Annotated in this window: 13 protein-coding genes and 3 pseudogenes; 6 read left to right on the forward strand and 10 right to left on the reverse strand. The window is 72.0% G+C overall.

What is annotated here, in order from left to right:
- Positions 1–70: 70 nt before the first annotated feature.
- A complete protein-coding gene (locus ACIQCZ_RS27970; RefSeq protein WP_402285913.1) occupies positions 71–1,252 on the reverse strand; it encodes a sensor histidine kinase in 1,182 nt (393 codons plus the stop codon).
- A gap of 108 nt (positions 1,253–1,360) precedes the next feature.
- On the opposite strand from ACIQCZ_RS27970, the gene ACIQCZ_RS27975 reads away from it, so the two are divergent.
- The 3 genes from ACIQCZ_RS27975 (at position 1,361) to ACIQCZ_RS27985 (ending at position 3,761) form a co-directional block, all read left to right on the forward strand.
- Positions 1,361–2,299, forward strand: a complete 939-nt coding sequence (locus tag ACIQCZ_RS27975; protein ID WP_402285915.1) for an ABC transporter ATP-binding protein — start codon at positions 1,361–1,363, stop codon at positions 2,297–2,299.
- Between the two features lie 2 nt (positions 2,300–2,301).
- The gene (locus tag ACIQCZ_RS27980) at positions 2,302–3,039 is read left to right on the forward strand and encodes an ABC transporter permease (RefSeq protein ID WP_402285917.1); all 738 of its coding nucleotides are present in this window, start codon (positions 2,302–2,304) and stop codon (positions 3,037–3,039) included.
- A 278-nt stretch (positions 3,040–3,317) separates the two neighbouring features.
- Positions 3,318–3,761, forward strand: coding sequence for a hypothetical protein (locus tag ACIQCZ_RS27985; protein WP_402285920.1), 444 nt, complete (start codon positions 3,318–3,320; stop codon positions 3,759–3,761).
- A 154-nt stretch (positions 3,762–3,915) separates the two neighbouring features.
- Here ACIQCZ_RS27985 and mug read toward each other — a convergent pair whose 3' ends face one another.
- The gene (gene mug / locus ACIQCZ_RS27990) at positions 3,916–4,479 is read right to left on the reverse strand and encodes a G/U mismatch-specific DNA glycosylase (protein ID WP_402285921.1); all 564 of its coding nucleotides are present in this window, start codon (positions 4,477–4,479) and stop codon (positions 3,916–3,918) included.
- 19 nt (positions 4,480–4,498) lie between these two features.
- Entirely contained in the window at positions 4,499–5,941 is a 1,443-nt protein-coding gene (purB, locus tag ACIQCZ_RS27995; protein WP_402285923.1) for an adenylosuccinate lyase, read from the reverse strand.
- Positions 5,942–6,858: 917 nt separating this feature from the next.
- Here purB and ACIQCZ_RS28000 point away from each other — a divergent pair.
- Positions 6,859–15,240 (forward strand): type I polyketide synthase, encoded by an 8,382-nt coding sequence (locus tag ACIQCZ_RS28000; protein ID WP_402285924.1) that lies wholly within the window; start codon positions 6,859–6,861, stop codon positions 15,238–15,240.
- Between the two features lie 82 nt (positions 15,241–15,322).
- On the opposite strand, the gene ACIQCZ_RS28005 is transcribed toward ACIQCZ_RS28000, so the two are convergent.
- The 4 genes and pseudogenes from ACIQCZ_RS28005 to ACIQCZ_RS28020 all read right to left on the reverse strand — a co-directional run bounded on the left by ACIQCZ_RS28005 (position 15,323) and on the right by ACIQCZ_RS28020 (position 19,209).
- Complete coding sequence (locus ACIQCZ_RS28005; RefSeq protein WP_402285927.1) at positions 15,323–16,726, reverse strand: hypothetical protein; 1,404 nt, start codon at positions 16,724–16,726, stop codon at positions 15,323–15,325.
- Positions 16,727–17,012: 286 nt separating this feature from the next.
- Positions 17,013–17,804: pseudogene (locus tag ACIQCZ_RS28010) on the reverse strand (class I SAM-dependent methyltransferase); the annotation flags it as partial.
- Positions 17,801–18,487 carry a DUF2064 domain-containing protein gene (locus ACIQCZ_RS28015; protein ID WP_402285928.1) on the reverse strand — a complete coding sequence of 229 codons (687 nt, stop codon included), beginning with the start codon at positions 18,485–18,487 and terminating at the stop codon, positions 17,801–17,803. The gene ACIQCZ_RS28015 and the pseudogene ACIQCZ_RS28010, both read right to left, overlap by 4 nt.
- Positions 18,484–19,209 (reverse strand): glycosyltransferase family 2 protein, encoded by a 726-nt coding sequence (locus ACIQCZ_RS28020; RefSeq protein ID WP_402285930.1) that lies wholly within the window; start codon positions 19,207–19,209, stop codon positions 18,484–18,486. Before ACIQCZ_RS28020 ends, ACIQCZ_RS28015 begins: the two co-directional genes overlap by 4 nt.
- 113 nt (positions 19,210–19,322) lie before the next feature.
- Here ACIQCZ_RS28020 and ACIQCZ_RS28025 point away from each other — a divergent pair.
- Positions 19,323–20,134 (forward strand): annotated as a pseudogene (locus ACIQCZ_RS28025) (response regulator transcription factor).
- 100 nt (positions 20,135–20,234) lie between these two features.
- Positions 20,235–20,423: pseudogene (locus tag ACIQCZ_RS28030) on the forward strand (sensor histidine kinase); the annotation flags it as partial.
- On the opposite strand, the gene ACIQCZ_RS28035 reads toward ACIQCZ_RS28030, so the two are convergent.
- The 3 genes from ACIQCZ_RS28035 to ACIQCZ_RS28045 form a co-directional block, all read right to left on the reverse strand.
- Positions 20,401–21,528, reverse strand: coding sequence for an NAD-dependent epimerase/dehydratase family protein (locus tag ACIQCZ_RS28035; protein ID WP_402285932.1), 1,128 nt, complete (start codon positions 21,526–21,528; stop codon positions 20,401–20,403). The pseudogene ACIQCZ_RS28030 and the gene ACIQCZ_RS28035 sit on opposite strands and share 23 nt — an antisense overlap.
- Before the next feature lie 121 nt (positions 21,529–21,649).
- Positions 21,650–22,228 carry a GNAT family N-acetyltransferase gene (locus ACIQCZ_RS28040; RefSeq protein ID WP_402285934.1) on the reverse strand — a complete coding sequence of 193 codons (579 nt, stop codon included), beginning with the start codon at positions 22,226–22,228 and terminating at the stop codon, positions 21,650–21,652.
- A gap of 359 nt (positions 22,229–22,587) precedes the next feature.
- Positions 22,588–23,436: an SGNH/GDSL hydrolase family protein gene (locus ACIQCZ_RS28045; RefSeq protein WP_402285936.1), complete on the reverse strand. Its 849-nt coding sequence runs from the start codon at positions 23,434–23,436 to the stop codon at positions 22,588–22,590.
- Positions 23,437–23,454: the final 18 nt, after the last annotated feature.

The following is a 23,454-nucleotide window of genomic DNA, read 5'->3' on the forward strand; positions in this document are numbered from 1 at the left end:
TCGCCCGAGCACACCCGGTACGAGGCGGACCCCTCCGCATGCGTCCGACGGCGCGCGGATCCGCCAGGGACTACGGGGCACCCCTTGTCCCGCTCAGTGGAAGGCTCGCATGAACCCTCCATTCGCCTTTGTGCGGACCCGACTTGGCCTTTCCTCCCAGCAGCGCGGCGCGCTCACGGATGCCCCGCAACCCACTGCCACCACCTGGCGTACTCGTCGATGCAGTGATCGGATTGGTCACCTCCAGCTCCAGCCGTCCGTGCGCGACGCTGATCCGTACACGAACGGGTACCGCCCCGGAGTGACGCAGCACGTTGGTGAGGGATTCCTGAAGGATGCGATATCCCTCACGGGAGATCGCTCCGGGAACGTGCTCCAGCGGACCGGACACATCCGCATCGATCTGCGCCCCCGAACCACGCGCGGAGTCCAGGAGCCGGTCGGCTTCGGTGAGCGTCGGCCGCTGGCCCACGGGGGTTCCCGACTCGCGCAGCACCCGCAGAACCCGCTCCAGATCGTCGAGCGCGTCCCTGCCGGTCTCCTCGATCGCGGTCAGAGCCCGCTCGGTGAACTCCGGGTCGTGAGCCGCCCGGGCCGCACCCGCCTGTACGACTGCGACAGTCAACGCGTGCCCGATCGAGTCGTGCAGCTCGCGCGCGATGCGATTGCGCTCCAGCAGCTGTTCGGTGCGCTCCTCCAGAGCGGTCAACCGCTGCACCGGTGAGGGGCCGAGGAGACGACGGGCGGTCGCGGTGATCAGCTCGCCGCACGCCGCGACCATCGCCAACAGCACCACTATGGGCAGCGGCGCGAGCAACGCGTACCACCAGTGCGGCTCCACTGTGCGGACCAGCCATTGGCCGCTCGCGCCGGCCCCGGAGGAGGAGAGGACGAGATCGACCGTGGTTGCCGGCAGCCACACCGTCGCCGACCCCACGACCGCGGCGAGCAGCAGCCGTATCTCCAGCCACAGCACGGTTCGCCAGCGATCCGCCCAGGTGGTTGCGGCGGTTGTGGAGATTGCGGCATCGGGCCTGCCCCGTTCCTCGGGCGTGAGCAGGAGCTGGGCCTGAACACCTTCCGCCAGTCGCATCCCGGGCAGCAACCCCACCGGCACGGCGAGGACCATGGGTACCCACGGTGAGTCCATGGAGATGAAGAGCCACACGCTGTAGACCGCTGCCGGAACGAGGAGATGCAGCCACCGGGTGTAGGTGACGGAGGAGCTCAACGGGCGGAGGAAGCGGAACATGCTGCCATCGTGTCAGCCCGCGCGGGACCGACGGCTCCCCCGCGCGGGGGAGACGATCCACACCACCGGGGGAGGCCGGGCACCCGGTGAGGCCGCGAGGCTGAGGACATGACCAGCATCGACGTCCATGAACTCACGAAGGAATACGGCACGACCCGCGCCGTGGACAGCCTCACGTTCAGTGTGCGCCCCGGTCGGGTCACCGGCTTCCTCGGCCCCAACGGCGCAGGCAAGTCGACGACCATGCGACTCGTTCTCGGCCTGGACCGGCCCACCGGTGGCACGGCCACGATCGGTGGAAAGCCCTACGCGACGCTGGACGAGCCGCTGCGTCGCGTGGGCGCCCTGCTCGACGCACAGGCTGCCCACGGCTCGCGTACCGCGCGGAACCACTTGCTGGCTCTCGCGGTCAGCAACGGGATGGGCGCGCGCAGAGTCGAGGAAGTTCTGGAGGAGGCAGGCCTCGGCCCGGTTGCGGGAGCGCGCATCAAGACGTTCTCCCTCGGCATGCGACAGCGGCTGGGCATAGCGGCCGCAGTCCTCGGGGACCCCGAGGTCGTGATGCTCGACGAACCGTCCAACGGACTGGATCCGGAAGGCATCATCTGGATCCGCGAGCTGCTGAAGCGGCTGGCCCGCGAGGGCCGCACGGTCCTGGTGTCCAGCCACCTGATGAACGAGACATCGTCGTTCGCCGACCACCTGGTGGTTCTCGGCAGGGGCAGGCTCCTCGCCGATCTGCCGATGCAGGAATTCCTGGACGCGCGCAGCAGACCCCGGGTGCGCGTGCGTACGACCGAATCCATCCGGCTGCGTGACGTCCTGGTCCGCAAAGGATATGAGCCTGTGCAGGGTGAAGACGGGTGTTGGACTGTCGAAGGCGCGAAGGCCGGGGAGATCGGTGCGACAGCCGCGGCCGAAGGGATCGCCGTCCTCGAACTCAGCGACGAACGCACCACGTTGGAGCAGGCATACCTCGACCTCACCGCCGATGCCATGGACTTCGTGTCCGTGGTGAACCCTTCCCATTACCGTCAGGAGCCGTGACCATGTCGACCACAGCAGTGCTGCGATCCGAATGGATCAAGATCAGATCGGTGCGATCGGTGACCGGATCCTTGATAGCGGTCCTTCTGGCAACACTCGCCATGACCGTGCTCGCGTTGTCCATCGCCGGTCGCACCGAGGCGGAGAAGGCGGACGCCGATCTGATTTTCAACGCGTTCTCCGCACTGAACTTCGGACAGGTCGCGGCCATCAGCTTCGGAGCAACCGCGATCTCGTCCGAGTACCTCAATGGCGCCCTGCGTATATCGCTCGCCGCCGTGCCGCGCCGCAATGTCTTCTACGCGGCCAAGATGGCGCTCGTCGGTACATCGGCGCTCGTGGTCGGCCTTGTCACCAGCTTCGGTGCCTTCCTGGTGGGGCAGATGTTCATGGGCGAGTACGCGATCGGCCTCGGGGAGCCGGGCGTCCTGAGGGCGGTGTTCGGAGGGGGGATCTATCTGACCCTGATGGCCCTGTTCGCGGCCGGACTGGCGGTACTGATGCGCAGCGCCGTGGCGGTGCTCAGCCTGCTCATTCCGTTCGTGCTCATCGTCTCCTTCGTGGTGGGAGACGCCTCAGGCGGTGTGGCGCAATATCTGCCGGACAAGGCGGGACAGTTGGTGCTCCACCAGAACGCCATGGGCAGCCTCGGACCGTGGAGCGGACTCGCGGTGACCGCGGCGTGGGCGGCGGCCGCCCTGCTGGCGGGCTGGTGGGCGATCCGGCGCAGGGACGCCTGAGGACTGTCCCGTGATCCGCGGTGGAGCAGTGCGCGGCGTCGGATGCGGTGCATCGCAAGGCGGAGGGGCATCCGCATACTGAATGTATGCGGACGTTCCGACAACGCGGCGAGGTGTCGTAGCTGTCGTCGCGCGCCCGCCGGGGACTACGGGACAGCCCTTGGCGTCGAACCGCCCGGTGCCATGCCGTCGTCCTCGACGACGGAGCGAGGCGGCTGAAAGCCACTCAAAGTGCGTGAGCGGAGCGGATTGTCAGTGCCTGGCGGTTTACTGGCGGCATGACCACCGCACATCACCTCCGCCTCATCGACGGGATGCGCACCCGGAACTTTCCCGCGGAGCGCAGCCGGTCAGGCTCGGGAGTCAGCGGGCCCGGCTACCACACAGCATCCCTGCACGCGGACGCCGATCACTGGGACGACGACGAGGACGAGGTGGTGCGGCTGGAACACCGGGCCCGGTGCCTCGCGGAGCACGATGTGCTGCTGACGTTGCTCACCAGCCGCTGGGGTGAGCCACAGACGATCAGCCTGTGGAGTGCGCAGGAGCGGATGATGGCTGGTGAGGAGATCCCGGAGGCATGGGCCGAGACGGTGGCGGGCTGCGAGCACCTTGAGCTCTGGCGGATCGAGGACCGATGGGTCGCCATGGGGCTCTGTCTGGAGGAGGAAGGCCCCGGCTGCGAGTTGAGCGTCGTGGTGACGGAGATCGATCCGCCGTGATGTGAGGCGGCCGCTGATCCGATACGGAGCGCAGACGAGCGCCGACAGCCCCGCGATCGTCTGCCGTGCCCAGTCCGGACATCGGCCCTTCGTCCGGGCCGGGCACCCGCCCGCAGGGGCGCGGAGGCAGGCCGCTGTACAGGCGCCGGGGGCGTCAGGTCTCCGCGGTGACGTCGGTGCCGTCGAGTTCGGCGGAGGCGCGGAGCCGTCCGTATTCCTCCGCCATCGTCTGGACGGTCCAGTGAGCATTCAGACCGCTGGGGTTGGGGAGGACCCAGACACGGGTGGCGGCGATCGTGTGGTCCTGCAAACCGATGCGGGCGGTTCGCCTGCCGAAGGCCGTGCGGTACGCGGTGACCCCTACGACCGCCAGCCACTGCGGCCGCAACTCCTCGACCTTGGCCGCAAGGATCTGTCCGCCCTCGCGGAACTCGTCGTTGGACAGTTCGTCCGCTCGCGCGGTGGCGCGGGCGACCACGTTGGTGATGCCCAGGCCGTATCGAATCAGTTCGGTCTGCTCCGCCGGCTTCAACTGACGTGGGGTGAAGCCGGACCGGTGGAGCACGGGCCAGAAGCGGTTGCCGGGGTGGGCGAAGTGGTGGCCCGTCGCCCCGGTCATCAGGCTCGGGTTGATCCCGCAGAACAGCACACGCAGGCCGCCCGCGACCACATCGGGAACGGTGCGATCGCGGGCGGCCCGGAGCTCTTCGGAGGTCATCCGGCTGTGGCGCGGGGCGTCAGAGGATGGAGCCAGGGGTGTACCCGGCGGCCTCGGGGTGCTGCTTGGTGATCTCCTCGATGCGAGAGATCAGTGCGGTGACCTGGTCACCCGCCGCTCCGGTGAAGGAGAGCTTGTCGGCCATCAGCGCGTCCAGCTGTGCGCGGCCCAGCGGGATGCGGTCGTCGGCGGCCAGCTTGTCGAGCAGCTCATTGCGCTCGGCGCCCTGCTCACGCATGGCCAGGGCCGAGGCGACGGCGTTCTCCTTGATCGCCTCGTGGGCGACCTCTCGGCCCACACCGGCGCGCACCGCACCCATCAGGACCTTGGTCGTGGCGAGGAACGGCAGATAGCGGTCGAGCTCGCGGGCGACGACGGCCGGGAACGCCCCGAACTCGTCGAGCACCGTAAGGAAGGTCTCCAACAGGCCGTCGAACGCGAAGAACGCGTCCGGGAGCGCCACCCGGCGGACCACGGAGCAGGACACGTCGCCCTCGTTCCATTGATCGCCCGCGAGCTCGCCGGTCATCGACGCGTAGCCGCGCAGGATGACCATCAGGCCGTTGACGCGCTCGCAGGAGCGGGTGTTCATCTTGTGCGGCATCGCGGACGAGCCGACCTGGCCCGGCTTGAAGCCCTCGGTCACCAGCTCGTGCCCGGCCATGAGACGGATCGTCTTCGCGACCGACGAGGGCGCCGCGGCCAGCTGCACCAGTGCCGTCACGACGTCGTAGTCGAGCGAGCGCGGGTAGACCTGACCGACCGACGTGAAGGCCTGCGCGAAGCCGAGGTGTCCGGCGATGCGCTGTTCGAGGTCGGCGAGCTTTCCGGCGTCGCCACCCAGCAGATCGAGCATGTCCTGGGCCGTGCCCACGGGGCCCTTGATGCCACGCAACGGGTAGCGGCCCAGCAGGTCGTCGAGCCGCCCGTAGGCGACCAGGAGCTCGTCCGCCGCAGTCGCGAAGCGCTTGCCGAGCGTGGTCGCCTGCGCGGCGACGTTGTGGGAACGGCCGGCCATCACCAGCTCGCGGTACTCGCCCGCCAGCTTGCCGAGCCGGGCCAGCACCGCCACGGTGCGGTCGCGCATCAGTTCCAGGGAGAGTCGGATCTGGAGCTGTTCGACGTTTTCGGTGAGGTCCCGGGAGGTCATGCCCTTGTGGACCTGCTCGTGGCCGGCGAGGGCGTTGAACTCCTCGATCCGGGCCTTGACGTCGTGACGGGTGACCTTCTCGCGCTCGGCGATCGAGGCCAGGTCGACCTGGTCGAGGACACGTTCGTAATCGGTGAGGGCGGCGTCCGGTACCTCGATCCCGAGGTCCTTCTGAGCGCGCAGCACCGCCAGCCACAGCTGACGCTCCAGCTTCACCTTCTGCTCGGGGGACCAGAGGACGGCCAGCTCCGTGGAGGCGTAGCGGCCGGCCAGGACATTGGGGATGCGAGGCTTCGCAGACACAGCAGTCACGTGTCCAGAGTTTACCTGTCGTCTTCAGCGGCTCGTGAGCGTCCAGTCCATAAGGTCCAGGTCAGAGGCTCCTGGGCCACCGTCTCACACACAGGATGTGATACATGCGTGAGACGAAACGGCCCCGGGCCGGTGATGCCGGCACTGCCGGGGCCTTGAGCCGAATCCCTTCCGATCGAGGGAGCCGACCCCATGCAGGACGCAGCCTGGGCGTCGAGCCGGGCGGCCTTCTGTTCGCATGCCGGATTCCGGCAGGGTGCGTGAGACGACAAGGCCCCGCCGGATGTCCGGCAAGGCCTCACGGCGCCGCGGGCCACGACGGCGTGCAGCGCCCGGTGAGGGCACCGTCGTACTCCGGCCCTTGACTTTCGAGTACGTGGAGCAACGAGATGGTGACGGTACGTGTCTCAAGCGTGAGCGGTCCTCGATCGCGGGCCCGGCACCCTGCCAGGACGCGCACGACACCGCACCGGCCAGAACGGCCGAAGCCTCCGCAGGCTTGTCGCGTTCGTGGTCGGCATCCGCCAGGCCATAGCGTCACCACCCGCCCTACTCGGGCTCGTGGTCGCTCTCGCGCGGGCACCGGGAGGCAATAGGACGGCACGCAGGACCGAAGTCGGTGCGAGCAGTCGACGGAACAGATCATTGGTTGTCATCGAATTGCTACGCCCTGGGCAGCGTCTTGCCGATCACGCGTCGAGCCGGATGAGCCGGATGAGTGCGCCGGCCACCAGTGCTGCGGCCTGTTCTCGACCGGTTCGGTCCCGGCGCGCACGGATGTCACGTGCGGCTGCTCGATGATGACGCCGCGGATCCCTGCGCCGCCTTCGCGGCCGGATCGGCCATCCCCGCCGGGAGGCAACCCGGTGAACCGTGCCGTCGTCCTCAACGACGGGTCGTTTCAGGGAGGTCATGCGTTGGGTACGCACGCCGACATCGTCACACCGCTGCCGGAACTGCTCGGGCACCACGCCCGGCGCCTCGGGGACAAGGTCTGTTTCCAGGACCGGCTCAGGCGTGTGACCTACCGGGAGCTGGAACGGAGGACCGCACGGCTGGCCGGTCATCTGGCAGGACTCGGCCTGGCGCGCGGTGACCGGGTGGCCGTACTGCTCGGCAACCGGGTCGAGGCGGTCGAGAGCCTGCTCGCCGTCGCCCGGGCGAGCGGCGTGGGCGTACCTCTGGACCCCGGGAACTCGCAGGACGAGCTGGCCCGCTTGCTGGACGACAGCGGGGCACGGGTGCTCATCACCGATGATGCCTGCCTGACGCGGCGGCGAACGCTGCCGCTCCGCCCCGGACTGACCGTGGTGGTGGCCGAAGGCGGCGACGAGGACGGGGGCGTGAACTCGCCTTCGAGAGCGGACTTCGAGGAACCGGCGGAAGAGGCCGGCGGTGCCGGGGGCCGGTCCGCCACGGTCGCGGGCGGCGTTCTGCGGTACGAGGAGTTGGCGGGTACGGAGCCGCGGACGCCGGCCCGGGACGATCTCGCGCTGGACGAAGTGGCCTGGCTGCTCTACACCTCGGGTTCCTCCGGCACACCCAAGGGCGTCCTGTCCACCCAGCGCAACCGCCTCGCACCGGTCGCGGCGGGGCTCGTCGGTGTCCTGGGCCTGTCCGAACGGGACCGCGTGCTGTGGCCGTTGCCACTCCACCACGCGATGAGCCAGATCGTGTGCTTCCTCGGGGTGACCGCGGTGGGGGCGAGCGCGATGCTGCTGCCCCGATTCTCGGTGGCGGGCGTGCTCGGCGAACTGCGGCGCGAGGACGCCTCGTTCACTCTGCTCGGCGGGGTCCCGACCACGTACTCGGCGCTGCTCGACGCCGTCCGGGGTGAGGAGAGCGGCGAGGACGGCGGCGGGCTCGGCGCCCCCGCGCTGCGGGGCTGCGTCAGTGGTGGCGCCGCGGCGGGGCCCGGGTTCCGCGAGTCCTTCGAGGCGCTCTGCCGTGTCCCCTATCTGGAGCACTACGGCAGCACGGAGGCGGGCCCGGTCACCATGCCGGCGCCGGACGGGGCGACGGTGCCCGGGACGTGCGGCACGGTGCTGCCGGGCACCCGGGTCCGGGTCGGCGGGGGCGCCGACGGCCGGGACACGGGCGAGGGCGAGTTGTGGGTCAATGGACCCGGGGTCATGGCCGGTTACCACGGGAGGCCGGAAGCCACCGCGGAAGTACTGCGCGAGGGCTGGTTCCGCACGGGTGATCTGGCGAGGATCGATGACTTCGGTGGACTGTCGATCACCGGCCGGGCCAGTGATCTGATCATTCGCGGCGGGGTGAACATCCACCCTTCGGAAGTGGAGGCGGTGCTGCGGCGGCTGCCGGGGGTGGCGGACGCCGCCGTGGCCGGACGCCCGCACCCCGTCTTCGGTGAGGTGCCGGTCGGCTATCTGGTGGCCGAGCCCGCTGGCGGCGGGCTGGACCGGGGGCGCCTCCTCGCTGCCTGCCGTGCGGAACTGTCCGGCTCCAAGGTGCCTGTCGAACTGTTCGAGGTGGCGGACATCCCCCGTACCACCTCCGGGAAGATCCTGCGACGGGAGCTCGCCGGCCGGCCGGCGCGGGCGCTGGGCGCGCAGGCCGCCGGGAAGTCGTCGAAGGACCTGTTGGCCCTGGTCCGGGGCGAGGTGGCGGCCGTGCTCGGCTGTACGGCTCAGGCCGTGGACCCGAGCACGGCACTGCGGGACCTGGGCATGGACTCCCTGACAGCGACGGTGCTGCGGGAGCGGTTGTCGGCGGTGACCGGCCTGCCGCTCTCCGAGGCTGTCGCCTTCGACTTCCCCACGGCCGCCGCGCTCGCCGCCCACCTCGGGGAACAGCACGCCGCCGCGCCGGCCGGCGCCGGGCCCGTGCACCGCAGTGCAACCCGGTCGGACGACGACCCTGTGGTGATCGTGGGGATGGCATGCCGCTATCCCGGAGACGTGACCTCTCCCGAGGAACTGTGGCGACTGGTGGCCGACGGGAGGGACGCCATCGGTCCCTTCCCCGTCGACCGGGGCTGGGACACCCGGGAACTGTACGACCCGGACCCCGGGCGGCCCGGACGGACGTATGTGCGCGAAGGCGGTTTCCTCTCCGGTGCGGACCGCTTCGACCCCGGGTTCTTCGGCATCTCTCCCCGTGAGGCGTTGGCCATGGACCCGCAGCACCGGCTGCTGCTCGAAGTGGCGTGGGAGGCCTTCGAGCACGCCGGTCTCGTCCCCGGCACCCTGCGAGGCTCGGCGACCGGGGTGTACGTCGGGCTGATGTACAGCGACTACGCCCGCCACCTGACAAGGACGCCCGAGCAGGTCGAGGGGTACCTCGGCCTCGGCAACGCCGGAAGCGTCGCCTCGGGGCGTATCGCCTACACCTTCGGTCTCGAAGGCCCGGCCATCACCGTGGACACGGCGTGTTCCTCGTCCCTGGTGGCCCTGCACCTGGCGGCCCAGGCGCTGCGCCGGGGCGAGTGCGCCTTCGCGTTGGCCGGCGGCGCCACGGTGATGTCGGGGCCCTCGTCGTTCGTGGAGTTCAGTCGCCAGCGGGCGCTGGCTCCGGACGGCCGCTGCAAGGCGTTCGGCGCGTCCGCCGACGGAACCGGGTGGGCCGAGGGCGCCGGCATGCTGTTGCTGAGCCGGTTGTCCGAGGCGCGCCGCGCCGGACTTCCGGTACTGGCCGTGGTGCGCGGCTCGGCGGTGAACCAGGACGGGGCGAGCAACGGGCTGACCGCACCGCACGGACCGGCGCAGCAGCGGGTGATCCGGCAGGCGCTCGTGGACGCGGGGCTGAATCCCGGGGACATCGACGCGGTGGAGGCGCACGGCACCGGCACCCGGCTGGGGGACGTCATCGAGGCGGAGGCCTTCTTCGCGACGTACGGGCGGCAGGCGCGGCAACGTCCCCTCCGGCTGGGCTCGGTGAAGTCGAACATCGGTCACACCCAGGCCGCCGCCGGAGTGGCCGGCGTGATCAAAATGGTGCAGGCGATGCGGTACGGCGTGCTGCCGCGTACGCTGCACGCCGACGAGCCGACCCCGCGTGTCGACTGGTCGGCGGGGCGGATCGCACTGCTGACCCGGGCGGTGGAGTGGCCTGCGACAGACCGTCGGCGCCGGGTGGGGGTGTCCTCGTTCGGCATCAGTGGCACCAACGCCCATGTGGTGCTCGAAGAGCCTCCGGGCGGCGCGGAGACCGCGCCGCCGAATGCCGCGGCGGACGGCGGGGCCGCAAGCGGCCGCGTCGGGACCGGGGCGGTGCTGGAACGTGCGGCACGTCCCGGACGGGCCGCGGTGGCCTTTCCGGTGTCGGCCAGGAGCGTGCCGGGACTGCGGGCCCAGGCTCGACGCCTGCACGACCATGTGGTCGCCGCCCCTGACGCGTCCCTGGTGGACATCGGCCACTCGCTCGCCACCACGCGTGCGGCCTTCGAGCACCGGGCCGTGGTGGTGGCCCGGGACCGTGCCGAACTGCTCGACTCCCTGCGGGCCGTGGCGGAGGGAGACGGCCGGCCCGGCATGCACACGGGCACGTCCCGCCACCACGGCCCGCCGGCCCTGCTGTTCAGCGGCCAGGGCAGCCAACGCGTCGGCATGGGCCGTGAACTCTACGAGTCGCGGGATCTGCATCCGGCCTTCGCCGGTTCGTTGGACGAGTCCTGTGCCCTGCTCGACACGCTGCTGCCGGTGCCCCTGCGGGACGTCATGTTCGCCGGGCCCGGTACGGAGACGGGCGCGCTGCTGCGTACGACCCGGTTCGCGCAACCGGCGCTCTTCGCCCTGGAGACGGCCCTGTTCCGGCAGTTCGAGGCCTGGGGGGTGCGCCCCGGCCCGGTGGCCGGGCACTCGGTGGGCGAGGTGACGGCGGCACATGTCGCCGGGGTGTTGTCGCTCGCGGACGCCTGCACCCTGGTGGCGGCCCGGGGCCGGCTGATGGACGCGCTGCCTCCGGGCGGCGCCATGGCGGCCGTGGCCGCCGACGCGGACGAGGTGGCCGCCCACCTCGCCGCGACCGGGTGCGCGGTGGAGATCGCCGCGGTCAACGGGCCCGCCTCGGTGGTCGTCTCCGGCGACGAGGCCGCGGTGCGCGAGGCCGCCGCGTACTTCCGGAACCGGGGCCGCTCGGTGACACCGCTGCGGGTCGGCCATGCCTTCCACTCCGCTCGGATGGAGCCCGTGCTGGCCGACTTCGCGGACGTCGTCCGGCGGCTGTCCTTCGCCGCGCCGCAGCTGCCTCTGGTCACCGCCGTGCCGGGCCGGGCGGCCACCGACGAGGAGCTGTGCACACCCGAGTTCTGGGTGGACCATGTCCGCCGTCCGGTCCGCTTCGCCGATTCGGTGGCCTACCTGGGTGAGCGAGGCGCGGCACACTACGTCGAACTGGGGCCGGACGGGGTGCTCACCGGCCTGGTACGAGACTGCCTCGCCCCGTCCGGACCGGCCCCGGCCGACCCGGACACCGGCGAAGCGGGCGACGGCAAGCGGGGCCCGGCACCGCTGGTCCTGCCGACACTGCGCGCGACACGGCCGGAGGCGGACGCCCTGCTCGACACGCTGGCCGCGCTCCACGCCCACGGCGTGCCCGTCGACTGGCGGACCGTCCTCGCCGGGCGCGGCGGGTGGCGCGTCGCACTGCCCACGTACGCCTTCCAGCGCCGCCGGTACTGGCTGGAGGCCGCCCCGGGGCATCCGCCCGTGTCCCCGACGGCCGGGCCCACCCATCCGTTCCTGCGGTCGGACATCCGCACGGCCGACGACGACGGGGCGCTGCTGACCGGGGTGCTCTCGGTGCGCGACCAGCCGTGGCTCGCCGACCACGTGGTGGCCGGGGAGGTCCTGCTGCCGGCGACCGCCTTCCTCGAAATGGCCCTGTACGCAGGCGAGTTGGTTGGTGCGGCCGTCCTGGACGAGCTCGTCCTGACCGCGCCGCTGCCCTTGCCCTCGGACGGTGCCGTCGCCTTGCAGGTGAAGGTGGCGGGGGCGGACGAGACGGGACGGCGGGCCGTGCTCTTCCACTCCCGCCCGCACACTCCGGCGGGTGACCGGCCCTGGCTCCGGAACGCCGTCGGCACTCTTTCGCCGGCGCAGCCGCCCGCGGACGGGGGAGCGGCCGGTGCCGGGACCGGCGGCGCGCCCCGGCCGCACGCGTCCTGGCCGCCGGAGGCGGCGGTGCCGCTGCATGCCGACGGTCCGGGGACCGGACCGTACGAGCAACTGGCCGCCGACGGGCTCCGTTACGGCCCCGCCTTCCGGGGGATGCACACTGCCTGGAGGCACGGGGAGGAGCTGTACGCCGACATCGCGCTGCCCGAAGCGGCCACGGCCCCGCGTCCGGAGGCGGACGGCCCGGAGTTCGTCCTGCATCCCGCACTGCTCGACGCCGCGCTGCACGCCCTGGCCCTGGACGGCCTTGTCACGAACGGTTCCGCGGCATCCGGTCCGGCGGCCGGCGGGTTGTCCCTGCCGTTCGCCTTCAGCGGAGTGCGCGTGCACACCACCGGCGTTCAGCGCTTGCGGGTACGGATGACCCCCGGGCCCGACGGGCAGGCCGGAGTGGAGCTCACCGACGAGACGGGCTCACCTGTGGCGACGGTCCGTTCGCTGACGCTCCGGCCGCTTCCGCCTACCGGTTCGGCGACGACGGACGCGGTCAGCGGTGCTCTCCACCGGACGGACTGGGTGCCGCTGGCCGAGCCGCCCGCGCCTGCGGCGATGTCCCGATGGGGGGTTCTGGGCACGGCGGGCACACGGCTGGTGGACGCCCTCGCGCCCCCGGGTTCCGGCGTGCCGGTGTACCCCGGCCCGGCGGCGTGCGACGCGTCGTCGGCCGTCGTCGTGGCACCGTGCCCGCCGGGCACGACCGGCGGCGCGCAGGACCAGGGTGCCGGGTTGCTGCGGGCAGCGGTCTGGGCGCTGAGGCTCGTGCAGGAATGGCTCGCCGAACCACACCTGTCCCGCTCCCGTCTCGTCCTCGTGACGTCCGGTGCCGTCACTCCGGTCGACGACGGTTTCCGTGCGGATGGCGCCGATCGCGGGAATGACGGCCGATCCGGCGGAACCGCGTCCGTACCGTTGCACACACCGGTGTGGGGACTGGTCCGCTCGGCCCTGCGGGAAAACCCCGGCCGCTTCGCCCTGATCGACGTGGACGAACACCCCGACTCCTGGAGTGCCCTGCCTGCCCTGTCGGCCGCCTCGGTGCCGGAGGCAGCCGTACGTCGAGGGACGGCGTACGTGCCGAAGCTGGTGCCACTGGCCGAGACGGCACCGAAGCCGCACAAGCGGCGGCCGCTCGACCCGGAGGGCACCGTCCTGATCACCGGCGGCACCGGTTCCCTGGGCATGCTGGTGGCACGGCACCTGGTCACCGCCCACGGCGTCCGGCATCTGCTGCTCGCCGGCCGGCGCGGGCCGGACGCTCCGGGGGCCCGGGAACTCGTCGCCGAACTCCGGGAGGCGGGCGCCCGGGTGACCGTTCACGCCTGTGACGTAGCGGACCGGACCGCGCTCGCCACCCTGCTCGACGCGGTACCGGCGGCCCACCCGCTGACCGGTGTCGTGCACACCGCGGGGGTCCTGGACGACGGCGTCGTCGCGGCGCTCACCACCGACCGTCTGAGGCGGGTGCTGCACCCCAAGGCGGACGCCGCTCTCGCCCTGCACGAACTGACCCGGGGACACGACCTGGCCGTGTTCGCGCTGTTCTCCTCGGTGGCGGGTACCTTCGGCTCGGCCGGCCAGGCCAACTACGCCGCGGCCAACTGCGTGCTGGATGCCTTGGCACGACACCGAACGCGGCTCGGACTGCCCGGCACGTCGATCGTCTGGGGCCCGTGGCAGCAGAACGACGGCATGATGGCGCACCTCGGCGACGCGGATCGGCAACGGATGGCCCGCTCCGGGTTCGGCCCGCTCGGGCCGGAAGAAGGCCTGGCCCTCTTCGACGCCGCCGTGGCCGGGGACGAACCTGTGGTGGTGGCGGCCCGCCTCGCCCCGGCCGCTCTCCGCGGCGGCACGGCGGCGAACCGGCTCCGAACCCCTGCTGCCGACGCGGGCGACGGGGGCGGGGACCGACCCGGCCGGGCGCCGGCGACTGCTTCCCCCGGTGAGCCCGGCGGTTCGCTGCTCACAAAGGTCCGGACCCTCGCGGCCCGCGTCCTGGGCCACCGGGAAGAGGCGAGCGAGATCGACGAGGACACCCTGCTGGCGGACCTGGGGCTGGACTCCCTGGCCGCGGTCGATCTGCGCAATGAGCTCGCGGCGTGGACGGGGCTGGCACTGCCGTCCACGCTGCTGTTCGACTTCCCGACGCCGCGCGCGCTCGCCGCCGAGCTGACGCGGCGGTATGCCGCCGAGGCACCTCCCGCGGGCGCCGCGCCCGACGGCCCGGCACGGATCGAGGCCGCCGGTGCTCCGGGCTCCTCCGGCCGACCGGCGGACGACGGTGCGGGAGGCGGGGCGGGCGGTCCGTCGGACACCCGGGCGCAGGCCGCCGACGCACCCCACGCCGGGGGATCTCCGGACTCCCTGGGTGCGCTCTTTCGTACCGCATGCGCCCAGGGAAAGAGCTGGGAGGGCATGGCGCTCCTGACCATCGCGGCGCGCCTGCGCCCGGTCTTCGACAGGACCGGGGCGCCCGGTGCGACGCACGAACCCGTCATGCTCGCGGCGGGCGGTGCGGGGGCCCGGCTCGTCTGTTCCCCCGCGCTGAGCGCGCTGTCCGGACCGCAGGAGTACGCGCGCCTCGGTGCCCGGCTGCGCGGGCTGCGGCCGGTTTCCGCGGTGCGGCACCCGGGCTTCGAGCCCGGAGAGGCTCTGCCCGCCACACTGGACGCTCTCGTCACCGCCCAGGCAACCGCCGTCCGCGCAGCCGCGACCGAAGGCCCCCCGGTACTGCTCGGTCGGTCGGCCGGTGGCTGGGTGGCCCATGCGGTGGCCGAGCGTCTGGAGTCCGAGGGGGCCGCCCCGGCGGCCGTCGTCCTGGTGGACACCTATCCCCCCGGCCACGGCGACCAGGGGCAGGCGCTCTCCGCGATGACGTCGGACATGCTGCGCCGGGCGGCGGAGTTCGCCTCTGCCAGTCCCGATCGGCTCACCGCCATGGCCGGGTACTTCGAGCTCTTCGGTGACTGGAAACCCGCACCGCTCGCCTGTCGCACCCTGTACGTACGGGCCCGGGACCCACTGCCCGGCGCCGACCCCGCCCCGGACTGGAGCCTGCCGCACGCCGAGGTCACGGTGCCGGGGGACCACTTCACCATGCTGGAGGAACACACCCGTACCACCGCACTCGCCATCCACCGGTGGCTCGGCAGCCAAGTCTGAGGACGCCCCGGGAAAGGCGCGGCAGGCGGTGTACCCCCTGCGCCCGCTGCGTCAGGCGGTGCGCGAACCCGTTCCCCGCTGCTCACCAGCCGGTCCGGAGCAGGTGGTTGACGAGGAGGGGGAGGGTGGCTTGTGCGGTGAGCCAGCTGCGGTGGGTGTGCGGGGGAAGGAGTGCGGTGGCGGGGAGCAGCCAGAGGATGAAGGGTTGCCAGATGCGTTCTGTCTCGGCCTTGCTCATGCCGGAGAAGTCGGCGACGAGGAGCACGAGGAGGGCTGCGAGGGTGAGGAGGACGAGTCGTCGGCGGGGAGTGGTGGTGCGGGTGCGCAGGGCGTGCAGGGCGGTGGGGGCCCCGGCGGTGGCACGGCGGAGGCCGGCGAGGGTGGCGAGACCGGAGGCGATGGTGGCGCAGGCGAGGTTGGCCCAGATCCAGTAGGAGTAGGGCCGGATGCCGCCTGCCCCTTGGTAATAGCGCGTGACGAGCAGATGGTAGGCCTCCCACCAGTTGTAGCCCGCCACTGTGAAGACGAGGGGGACGAGGAGTGCGCCGAGCAGGAAGGGGGGCAGGGGGCGGGCGGTGCGGGGGAGGACGAGCACGGCGAGAAGGAGGACCGCGATGAGTGTCAGTCCGTAACTGAGGTAGCAGGTCAGGCCGTAGAGCAGGCCGGAGGCGAGGGCGGCCGTTGCGGGGAGGCGGGTCGAGCGGGTCGCGGCCAGGGCGAGAAGGGCGATGGACCAGGCGGCGACCGCGGCGAAGTAACCGTCCGCCGAGGCGCCCGTCCACACGGCCATCGGGGCGAGGACCAGGAAGGGAGCGGCCCGGCGTGCGAGGCGTTCGTCCGACAAGACACGCACCGTGGTGAGGGCCGCGACCGTCATGGTGCTGCCGAGCACGATGCACCAGACCCCGGCCCAGGCGCCGCCGCCGAGTCCGATGCGGTCCAGCACGACGAACGTGAGCGTGGCGCCGGGCGGATGGCCGGCGACATGGGTCGGCCAGTTGCCCGGGGGGCCGATGAGGATGTGGTCGTTGAAGCCGCGCAGGGCGGCGCCGATGTCGTCGAACCGGGCGACGGCCCGGAGGTATTCGTGTTTCGTGGTGAGCCGCTCGGCGATGCCCCGGTCCCAGCCGTCGATCAGTGCCAGGGAGAAGATCCAGGCGAGGGAGGTGGCCCAGGCGGTGGTGAGGAGACCGTGCCAGGGCAGCCGGTCGGCGAGGGGCGGGCCATGGGCGACGACGGCTGCCGCAACGGCGAGCGCGGCCGGGGTGCCGGGACCGAGGTGCGGGTCCCAGGACGCCAGCAGAGGCGGCCAGTTGACGAAGAGGGTGCCGTCCGTGTTCTCGATCCAGCGGCCGACGAGCACCGCGACGGTGATCAACAGGACACCCGCGGCGGCGGCGATCAGATCGCGGCGACGACCGGTGCCGTCGATGGTGGTGCGCTGCCCGGCAGGGGGGTTGCCGGTGATGTGTTCCTCGGTCTTCACGCTGGCACGCTATGCAGGACGGGGCGGTTACCGGCGGTGCCACCGGGCCGCGTCATCAATCCGTCGGATCTTGGCCCGGTTGGCCGTAGTGGGGAGTGATGTCAGAGTTTCGTCAGGAGTCGCGGGCGGCCGGGTCGATTGCCCTTAGCTTCGGGACATGGTCGACAAGCGTCACAACAGAGCGTTCCGCTTCGCGTTCCGCTCCGGCCGGGCGGGGCGTGACCCGTCGCACGCGCCCGGTCCCGAGCCCGGCGCGACCGCCGGGCGGGTACCGGCGTTCCTCGAACGGCAACTGGCTGCTGATCACGGCTGCGCTGTTCGCCGTGTCGGCGCTCTGGCTCGCCGTCCGGACCCTCCGGCCGCGGCGCAGGGCGAGGAAGGTGCGGCCGTCCGCCGTCCACTGATCGCAGAGCTGCCAGCCCTGCGGCTGTGCGTACCGGAGCAGCGCGGGGGCACCGATCCGGGCCCAGGGGAAGTCCACGTCCTCGGGGCCGGACCGGTCCGCCGCACCGCCCGACTCCGGCGCGAGGTGTCCGTCGACCAGCCGCACTCGGACCCGTTCGTCGATGTCGAGCGGCGCGGTCTCCGCGATGAGCAGCCCGCCGGGGGCGAGCAGTTCCGCGGTGCGCATCAGCAGAGCGTGCGGGTCGCCGCCGATGCCGACGTTGCCGTCGACGAGCAGGACGGAGCCCCAACGGCCCTCGCCGGGCAGCGGATCGAAGACGGAACGGCGCAGTGCCGGGCCACCGATCCGCAGCGTGTGCGCGACTGCCGCCTCGCTTACGTCGATGCCGAGCGCCCGATGACCCCGCCCGGCCAGTTCCGTGACGAGGCGCCCGGGGCCGCACCCGATGTCGAGGACCGGTCCTTCGCAGCGGCGCAGCGCCGACAGGTCGGCGCCGTCGGCGCCCGCGCACCAGCGTTCGACATCCAGGGGAAGCAGCCAGCCGTCGGTACGGCGCAGGAACAGCGGACCGTGGCCGTTGCGCAGGGCGTTGGTGTACGGGTCGGCGCTCCACGGGGTGAGGTCCGGTGGCGCCGGCCTCCTCACCACGTGGTCCGCGGCCGTACCGCTCATCGGGTCACCACCCCGGTCAGCCGGGCGAGGGTCGCGGCGAACCGACCGTCCGGTGCGGCGGCGGCGACGTGTGCGGCGTCCGCCGCGCTGTCGACGTCCCGCAACGGGGGGAGATCGCGCACGGTGAGGCCCGCCTCGACGAGCCGCCGCCGCTGGACTGCGCCGGTCTGCGGTACGGACATGGGTACACCGCGCAGGAGACCGGGGTCGGGGACGGCCAGGCCGAGCGCCCAGAAGCCGCCGTCGTCGGCAGGACCGAACCAGGCGTCGCAACCGTCCCAGGCGTCCGGCGCGAGCGCGGGCGCCAGATGCGCCGGGGTGATCTGAGGGGTGTCCATGCCGATGAGCAGCGTCGGCCCGGTACAGCCGGCGAAGGCCGCCGCGAGCCGCTCGTCGAGCGGCCCGGAGCTCTGCGCGACCACCTCGATGCCGTCCGGCAGCCAGGGTCCGGGCCGCCCGTCGAGCACGAGAACACGCCGTCGGGCAGGGAGGGCCAGGAGGGTGCGCAGCGTGTCGTCGAGCGCCGCCTCGGCGAGTTGCGCGGCCTCGGCGGGGGTGAAGGGCGGGGTGAGCCGGGTCTTGACCAGGCCGGGCAGCGGTTCCTTGGCGATCACGAGGAGTGCGGTGGGGCCGGAGGGCGCGAAGGGGCCGGGCGTGTCGTCGGGGCGGGGCGTTGCGCTCATCGGGGCACCCCCGGCCGTGCCGTCCGGGCCGCGTTCCCCAGTGGTGGCCGACTCAGGACGGCGCGCATGTCGCGCACCGCGTGCCACGTTCCCCGCCACGTGCCGGTGACCTTGGACTTTCCGGTACGTGGCAGATACGGCACATCCGTCTCGGCGACCCGCAGCCCGGCATCCGAAGCGTGCACCACCATCTGCAGCGGATAGCCGCTGCGACGGTCGGTGAGATCCAGCGCCAGCAGGTCCGCACGACGAGCGGCCCGCATCGGGCCGAGGTCCCGCAACCGCAGCCCCGTCCGCCGGTACAGCATCCGGGCCAGCGCCAGATTTCCCGCACGAGCGTGCAGCGGCCAGGCACCACGGCCCTCGGGGCGGCGCCGCCCCAGCAGCAGATCGGTCTCCCCATCGGCGATCCGCCTCACGAAACCGGGCAGCAGCCCGGGATCGAGGGAGCCGTCACAGTCGCAGAAGCACACGAAGTCGGCCCGGGCGGCGAGCAGCCCGGCATGGCACGCGGCGCCGAAGCCACGCCGCGGCTCGTGCACGACGGTTGCCCCGAGGGAACGGGCGAGGTCCGCCGAGCCGTCGGTGGAACCGTTGTCGACGACGATCGCGCGCCAGCCGGCTGGGATACCTGCCAGCACTTGGGGCAGCGCCGCCGCCTCGTCCAGACAGGGCAGAACCACATCGGCGCGGGGGGATTCGGTGGGGGAGGTGTCTGTCACCTCGCTCACACTACGGAGCAGAACCCGGCATTTCGGGCGACAGGTTCTTACGAAGGACGGACGTCGACCCTTCGGGGGACCGCCGCCCGGCAGCGGGGTGCCAGGGTGGTCGTATGGAGAACATCCCGGCCACCCCGGCTCCCTGCCCCGCCTCCGGTACCCCGCGCGGCCACGTACTCGTCGTGGACGACGACCCGACGGTCGCCGAGGTCGTCGTCGGCTATCTGGACCGGGCGGGTTACGAGGTACGGCGCGTCGGCGACGCCCCGCGGCCCTGGAGCGCTTCGCCGGACTTCGGCCGGACCTGGTGGTCCTCGATCTGATGCTGTCCGGCATGGACGGCTTCGAGGTCTGCCGCCGGATGCGGGCGCACGGCCCCGTTCCGGTCATCATGCTGACGGCGCGCGGGGACGAGGACGAACGCATCCTGGGCCTGGAAACAGGCGCGGACGATTACGTCACCAAGCCGTTCAGCCCGCGCGAGCTGGTGCTGCGCGTCGACTCCGTGCTGCGCCGGAGCCAGCTGTCGGCACCTTCGGCGGACACCGCCCCGGCCTTGCTGGAGGGCGCTGGGCTCCGGCTCGATCCGGCGGCCCGGCGCGCGACCCACGATGGTCATGAGATCGCCCTCACTCCGAGGGAGTTCGACCTTCTCGCCTTTCTGCTGCGCCACCCGGAGCGCGTTTTCACCCGGGAGGAGCTGATGAGGGAGGTCTGGGGCCGGGACTTCGGGGACCTGTCGACGGTCACGGTCCATGTCCGGCGGCTGCGCGGCAAGGTCGAGACGGACCCGGCCCGCCCGCGGCTGATCCAGGCGGTGTGGGGCGTGTGCTACCGGCTGGAGTCGGGCGCGGAGCCCGACGCACCGTCCGGCACCGCGAGTGCCCCGGCCACCGGCCGGGCCGCCGGGGCAGCGCCCGTATGACCGACATCCTTCTCATCGCGCTCCTCGCGTTCCTGGGCGCGGCGGCGGCCGGACTCCTCGGCGCGCCGGCCCTGCGGCTCCTGCGGCACCGTTCGCATGTCCCGAGGAGGATCTGCCGAGGGTCTTCGACATGGGCTGGCGCGGCAGCCATGCCCGTACGCCTCCGGCGGGTGCCGGGCTCGGGCCGGCCATCGTGCGCGGCATCGTGGAAGCGCACAAGGGTCGAGCAGAGGTCCGTAACGTCACGGGCGGCTGCCGCTTCGAGGTCACGCTCCCGGCGGCAGGCTGAGTGCGTTCGGGGTGCGAGAGCCCGTTGCCGCCCCGCCCGAGCCTCCCGGCGGACTCGACGTGCCTCTCAACGCCGCGCCCGCGAACTCCTTCATCCCCTCGGTGAACCCCACCTCCGGCCGCCAGCCCAACTCCTCGCGCAACCGCCGCGAGTCCGCCGTCACATGGCGTACGTCACCGAGGCGGTACTCACCGGTGATCTCCGGCGCCGGACCGCCGTGTGCCGAGGCCAGCGCCGCCGCCATCTCGCCGATCGTGTGCGGCTCACCGCTCCCCGTGTTGTACGCGGCGAAGCTCCCGGCTCCCCGTTGCCCCACGGCCTCCAGTGCCACCGCGTTGGCGGCGGCCACATCACGCACATGGATGAAGTCGCGCCGCTGACCGCCGTCCTCGAACACCTGCGGCGCCTGGCCCCTGGCCAACGACGAACGGAAGAAGGAGGCGACACCCGCGTACGGTGTGTCGCGCGGCATCCCGGGCCCGTACACGTTGTGGTAACGCAGTGCCACCGCCCGCCCGTCCGTCGCGCGGGCCCACGCGGCAGCCAGATGTTCCTGTGCGAGCTTCGTCGCGGCGTACACGTTGCGTGGGTCGGTCGGTGCGTCCTCGCCCACGAGCCCCGGCGTCAATCCGCTCCCGCAATCCGGGCATCGTGGCTCGAAGCGGCCCGACATCAGATCGTCCACGGCCCGCGGCCCCGGCCGGACCCGCCCGTGCCGCGGGCAGTCGTACCGGCCTTCGCCGTAGACGACCATCGACCCGGCGAGCACCAGGTCCTGCACCCCTGCCGTGGCCATTTCCGCCAGCAGCGCGGCCGTTCCCAGGTCGTTGCAGCCGACGTATTCCGGAGCGTCCGCGAAGTCCTTGCCCAGGCCCACCATCGCGGCCTGATGACACACGGCGTCGATCCCTCGCAGTGCCACGGCCACGGCCGTCCGGTCCCTCACATCGGCGACGATCAGGTTCTCCCTGCCGTGCCCGGCATCCCCGCCGTGGGCCGACGTCAGCAACGCGTCGAACACCACCACCTCGTGCCCCCGTGCCTTCAGGGTGTCGGCGATGTGTGTCCCGATGAATCCGGCTCCGCCGGTGAGCAGTACACGCATGACGCCACGTTAGGTTCCGCCCTCCCCTTCGCACCGGCACCGCGCGGGCACGTCACCAGGCCGTAAGAACCACGGGGGCCGTCCGGTGACGCACCGCGGACCTGTGTGCGAGTGGCGGCCGTCAGTCCTCTTGGCGGAAGTCCAGCATGTAGAAGACCTTGTCGTAGCGACGTTGCCCGACGGCGACGAAGTCGCGGAGGCGGCCGTACTCGGCGAAGCCCAGCGAGCGGTAGAGGTGCAGGGCACCGGCGTTGTCGCCACGGGCGTCCAAGGTGAGAACTTCGACAGCGGCGGCCTGGGCATCCCCGATCAAGGCAGCAGTCAGCGCCCGGCCGACGCCACGACCGTGGACGGCGTTGTCCACCGCGACCTTCTCCAGATCAGCGTGCGGTCTGTGGGTCGGCCGGGCGTACCGCAGCCAGTACCCCAGTCCGACAAGGCGCCGGTCCAGGTAGGCGACACGCAAGGCCGCGTCCCCCGCCCGCACCGCGCGGACAACCTGGTCGAGCAGCACCGCGACCTCGTCGAAGGAGGGCGGTTCCACCCATCCCAGAGCGGCGCCCCGGCCGACCAGGTCAGCCAGAATCCGGTGTGCCGCCTTCGCGAACCCGGCCTCCAACTCCGGATCGCCGGCCAGCTCCGAGGCGTCGAGGACGGCGAACTCGGCCGCCGTCACGCCGTCGACCGACTGCGAATTCATCTACCGCGCTCCAATCAGTCCGGGGAATGCCCCGGTTCCCGAGGCCGCCACCGACTCCGGCCGACATTGTTGCCGACCGACGCTCCCGGGCTCTGTCCGGCCGCGAGGCGACGCACGACGAGGGACGGTTCCGCGGCGGGATCGTGGCCCAGGCATGGCCCGGAACTGCTGGTCGGAACCGGGGTGTCGGTGGGAGAGATCGGGGGCAAGGGCATATTTCGACTCGCCGCTCGGATGCGCCGAGAAGGACGCCTGACAGGCATCCGTCCTGGTCGGACCGGATTGGAGAAGGACACCGAGGCCGTCCGGTTCTACCGGCGGTCTGTGCGGGCCGACGCCGCGGTCCTGCTTGTGGGTCGCTACGAGGGCGGCGGCGCGTCCACCCGGCGCCACGTCGCCACCGGGCCGGGGGCGCGGGAATCCTCGGGGGTGACCCAGAACGCCCTTCCCTGTTCGGTGCTGTACTGGGCGCCCGTTCGCCCGTCCCCGGACGAGCGGCCGGTCAGGCGGCGCCCGATCCACGGCATCAGGTGTTGGCGGGCGAAACGGAGGTCATCGACACGTCGTCTCGCCCATTTCGGTGGGACCGAGGCGGGCAGCGGGGTCCGCCAGCCGTTCTCGGGGGGCAGCCCGAGCGACTGCCAGACCGCCTCCGCCACCCTCCGGTGCCCGTCGGCCGTCAGATGCAACCGGTCGACGTCCCACAGACGGGGATCACCCAGAGCCGCTGCCCCGTACAGATCGACGACCGAGGCTCCGTGCCGTGCCGCCAAGTCGTCGACCAGGGAGAACAGCTCCTCCATCCGTGGGCGGAACCGTTCCATCACCGGCCCGTTGCGACCGGGGCTGCGCATCAGAACGAGCTTCCTGCACGAGGGGGCGAGACGTTCGACGGCCTCTTCGAGCCGTCCGCGGACCATGCCCATGTCGCACTTCGGCCGCAGCGTGTCATTGAGACCGCCGACGAGTGTGATGACATCCGCGCCCATGGCGGCGGCCGCATCGACCTGCTCGTCGACGATCTGGCCGATCAGCTTGCCGCGTACGGCGAGGTTGGCGTAACGGAAACCCGGCTCACGGAGCGCGAGCCGTCCGGCGAGGACATCGGCCCAGCCCCGGTACGAGCCGTCGGGCAGCAGGTCCGACATGCCCTCGGTGAACGAGTCGCCGACCGCGACAAGACTGGTGTACGAGGCATTCGATTCCATGGCGATGCGATCGTACCG

The organism is Streptomyces sp. NPDC093149 (assembly GCF_044754145.1).
Classification (GTDB): domain Bacteria; phylum Actinomycetota; class Actinomycetes; order Streptomycetales; family Streptomycetaceae; genus Streptomyces.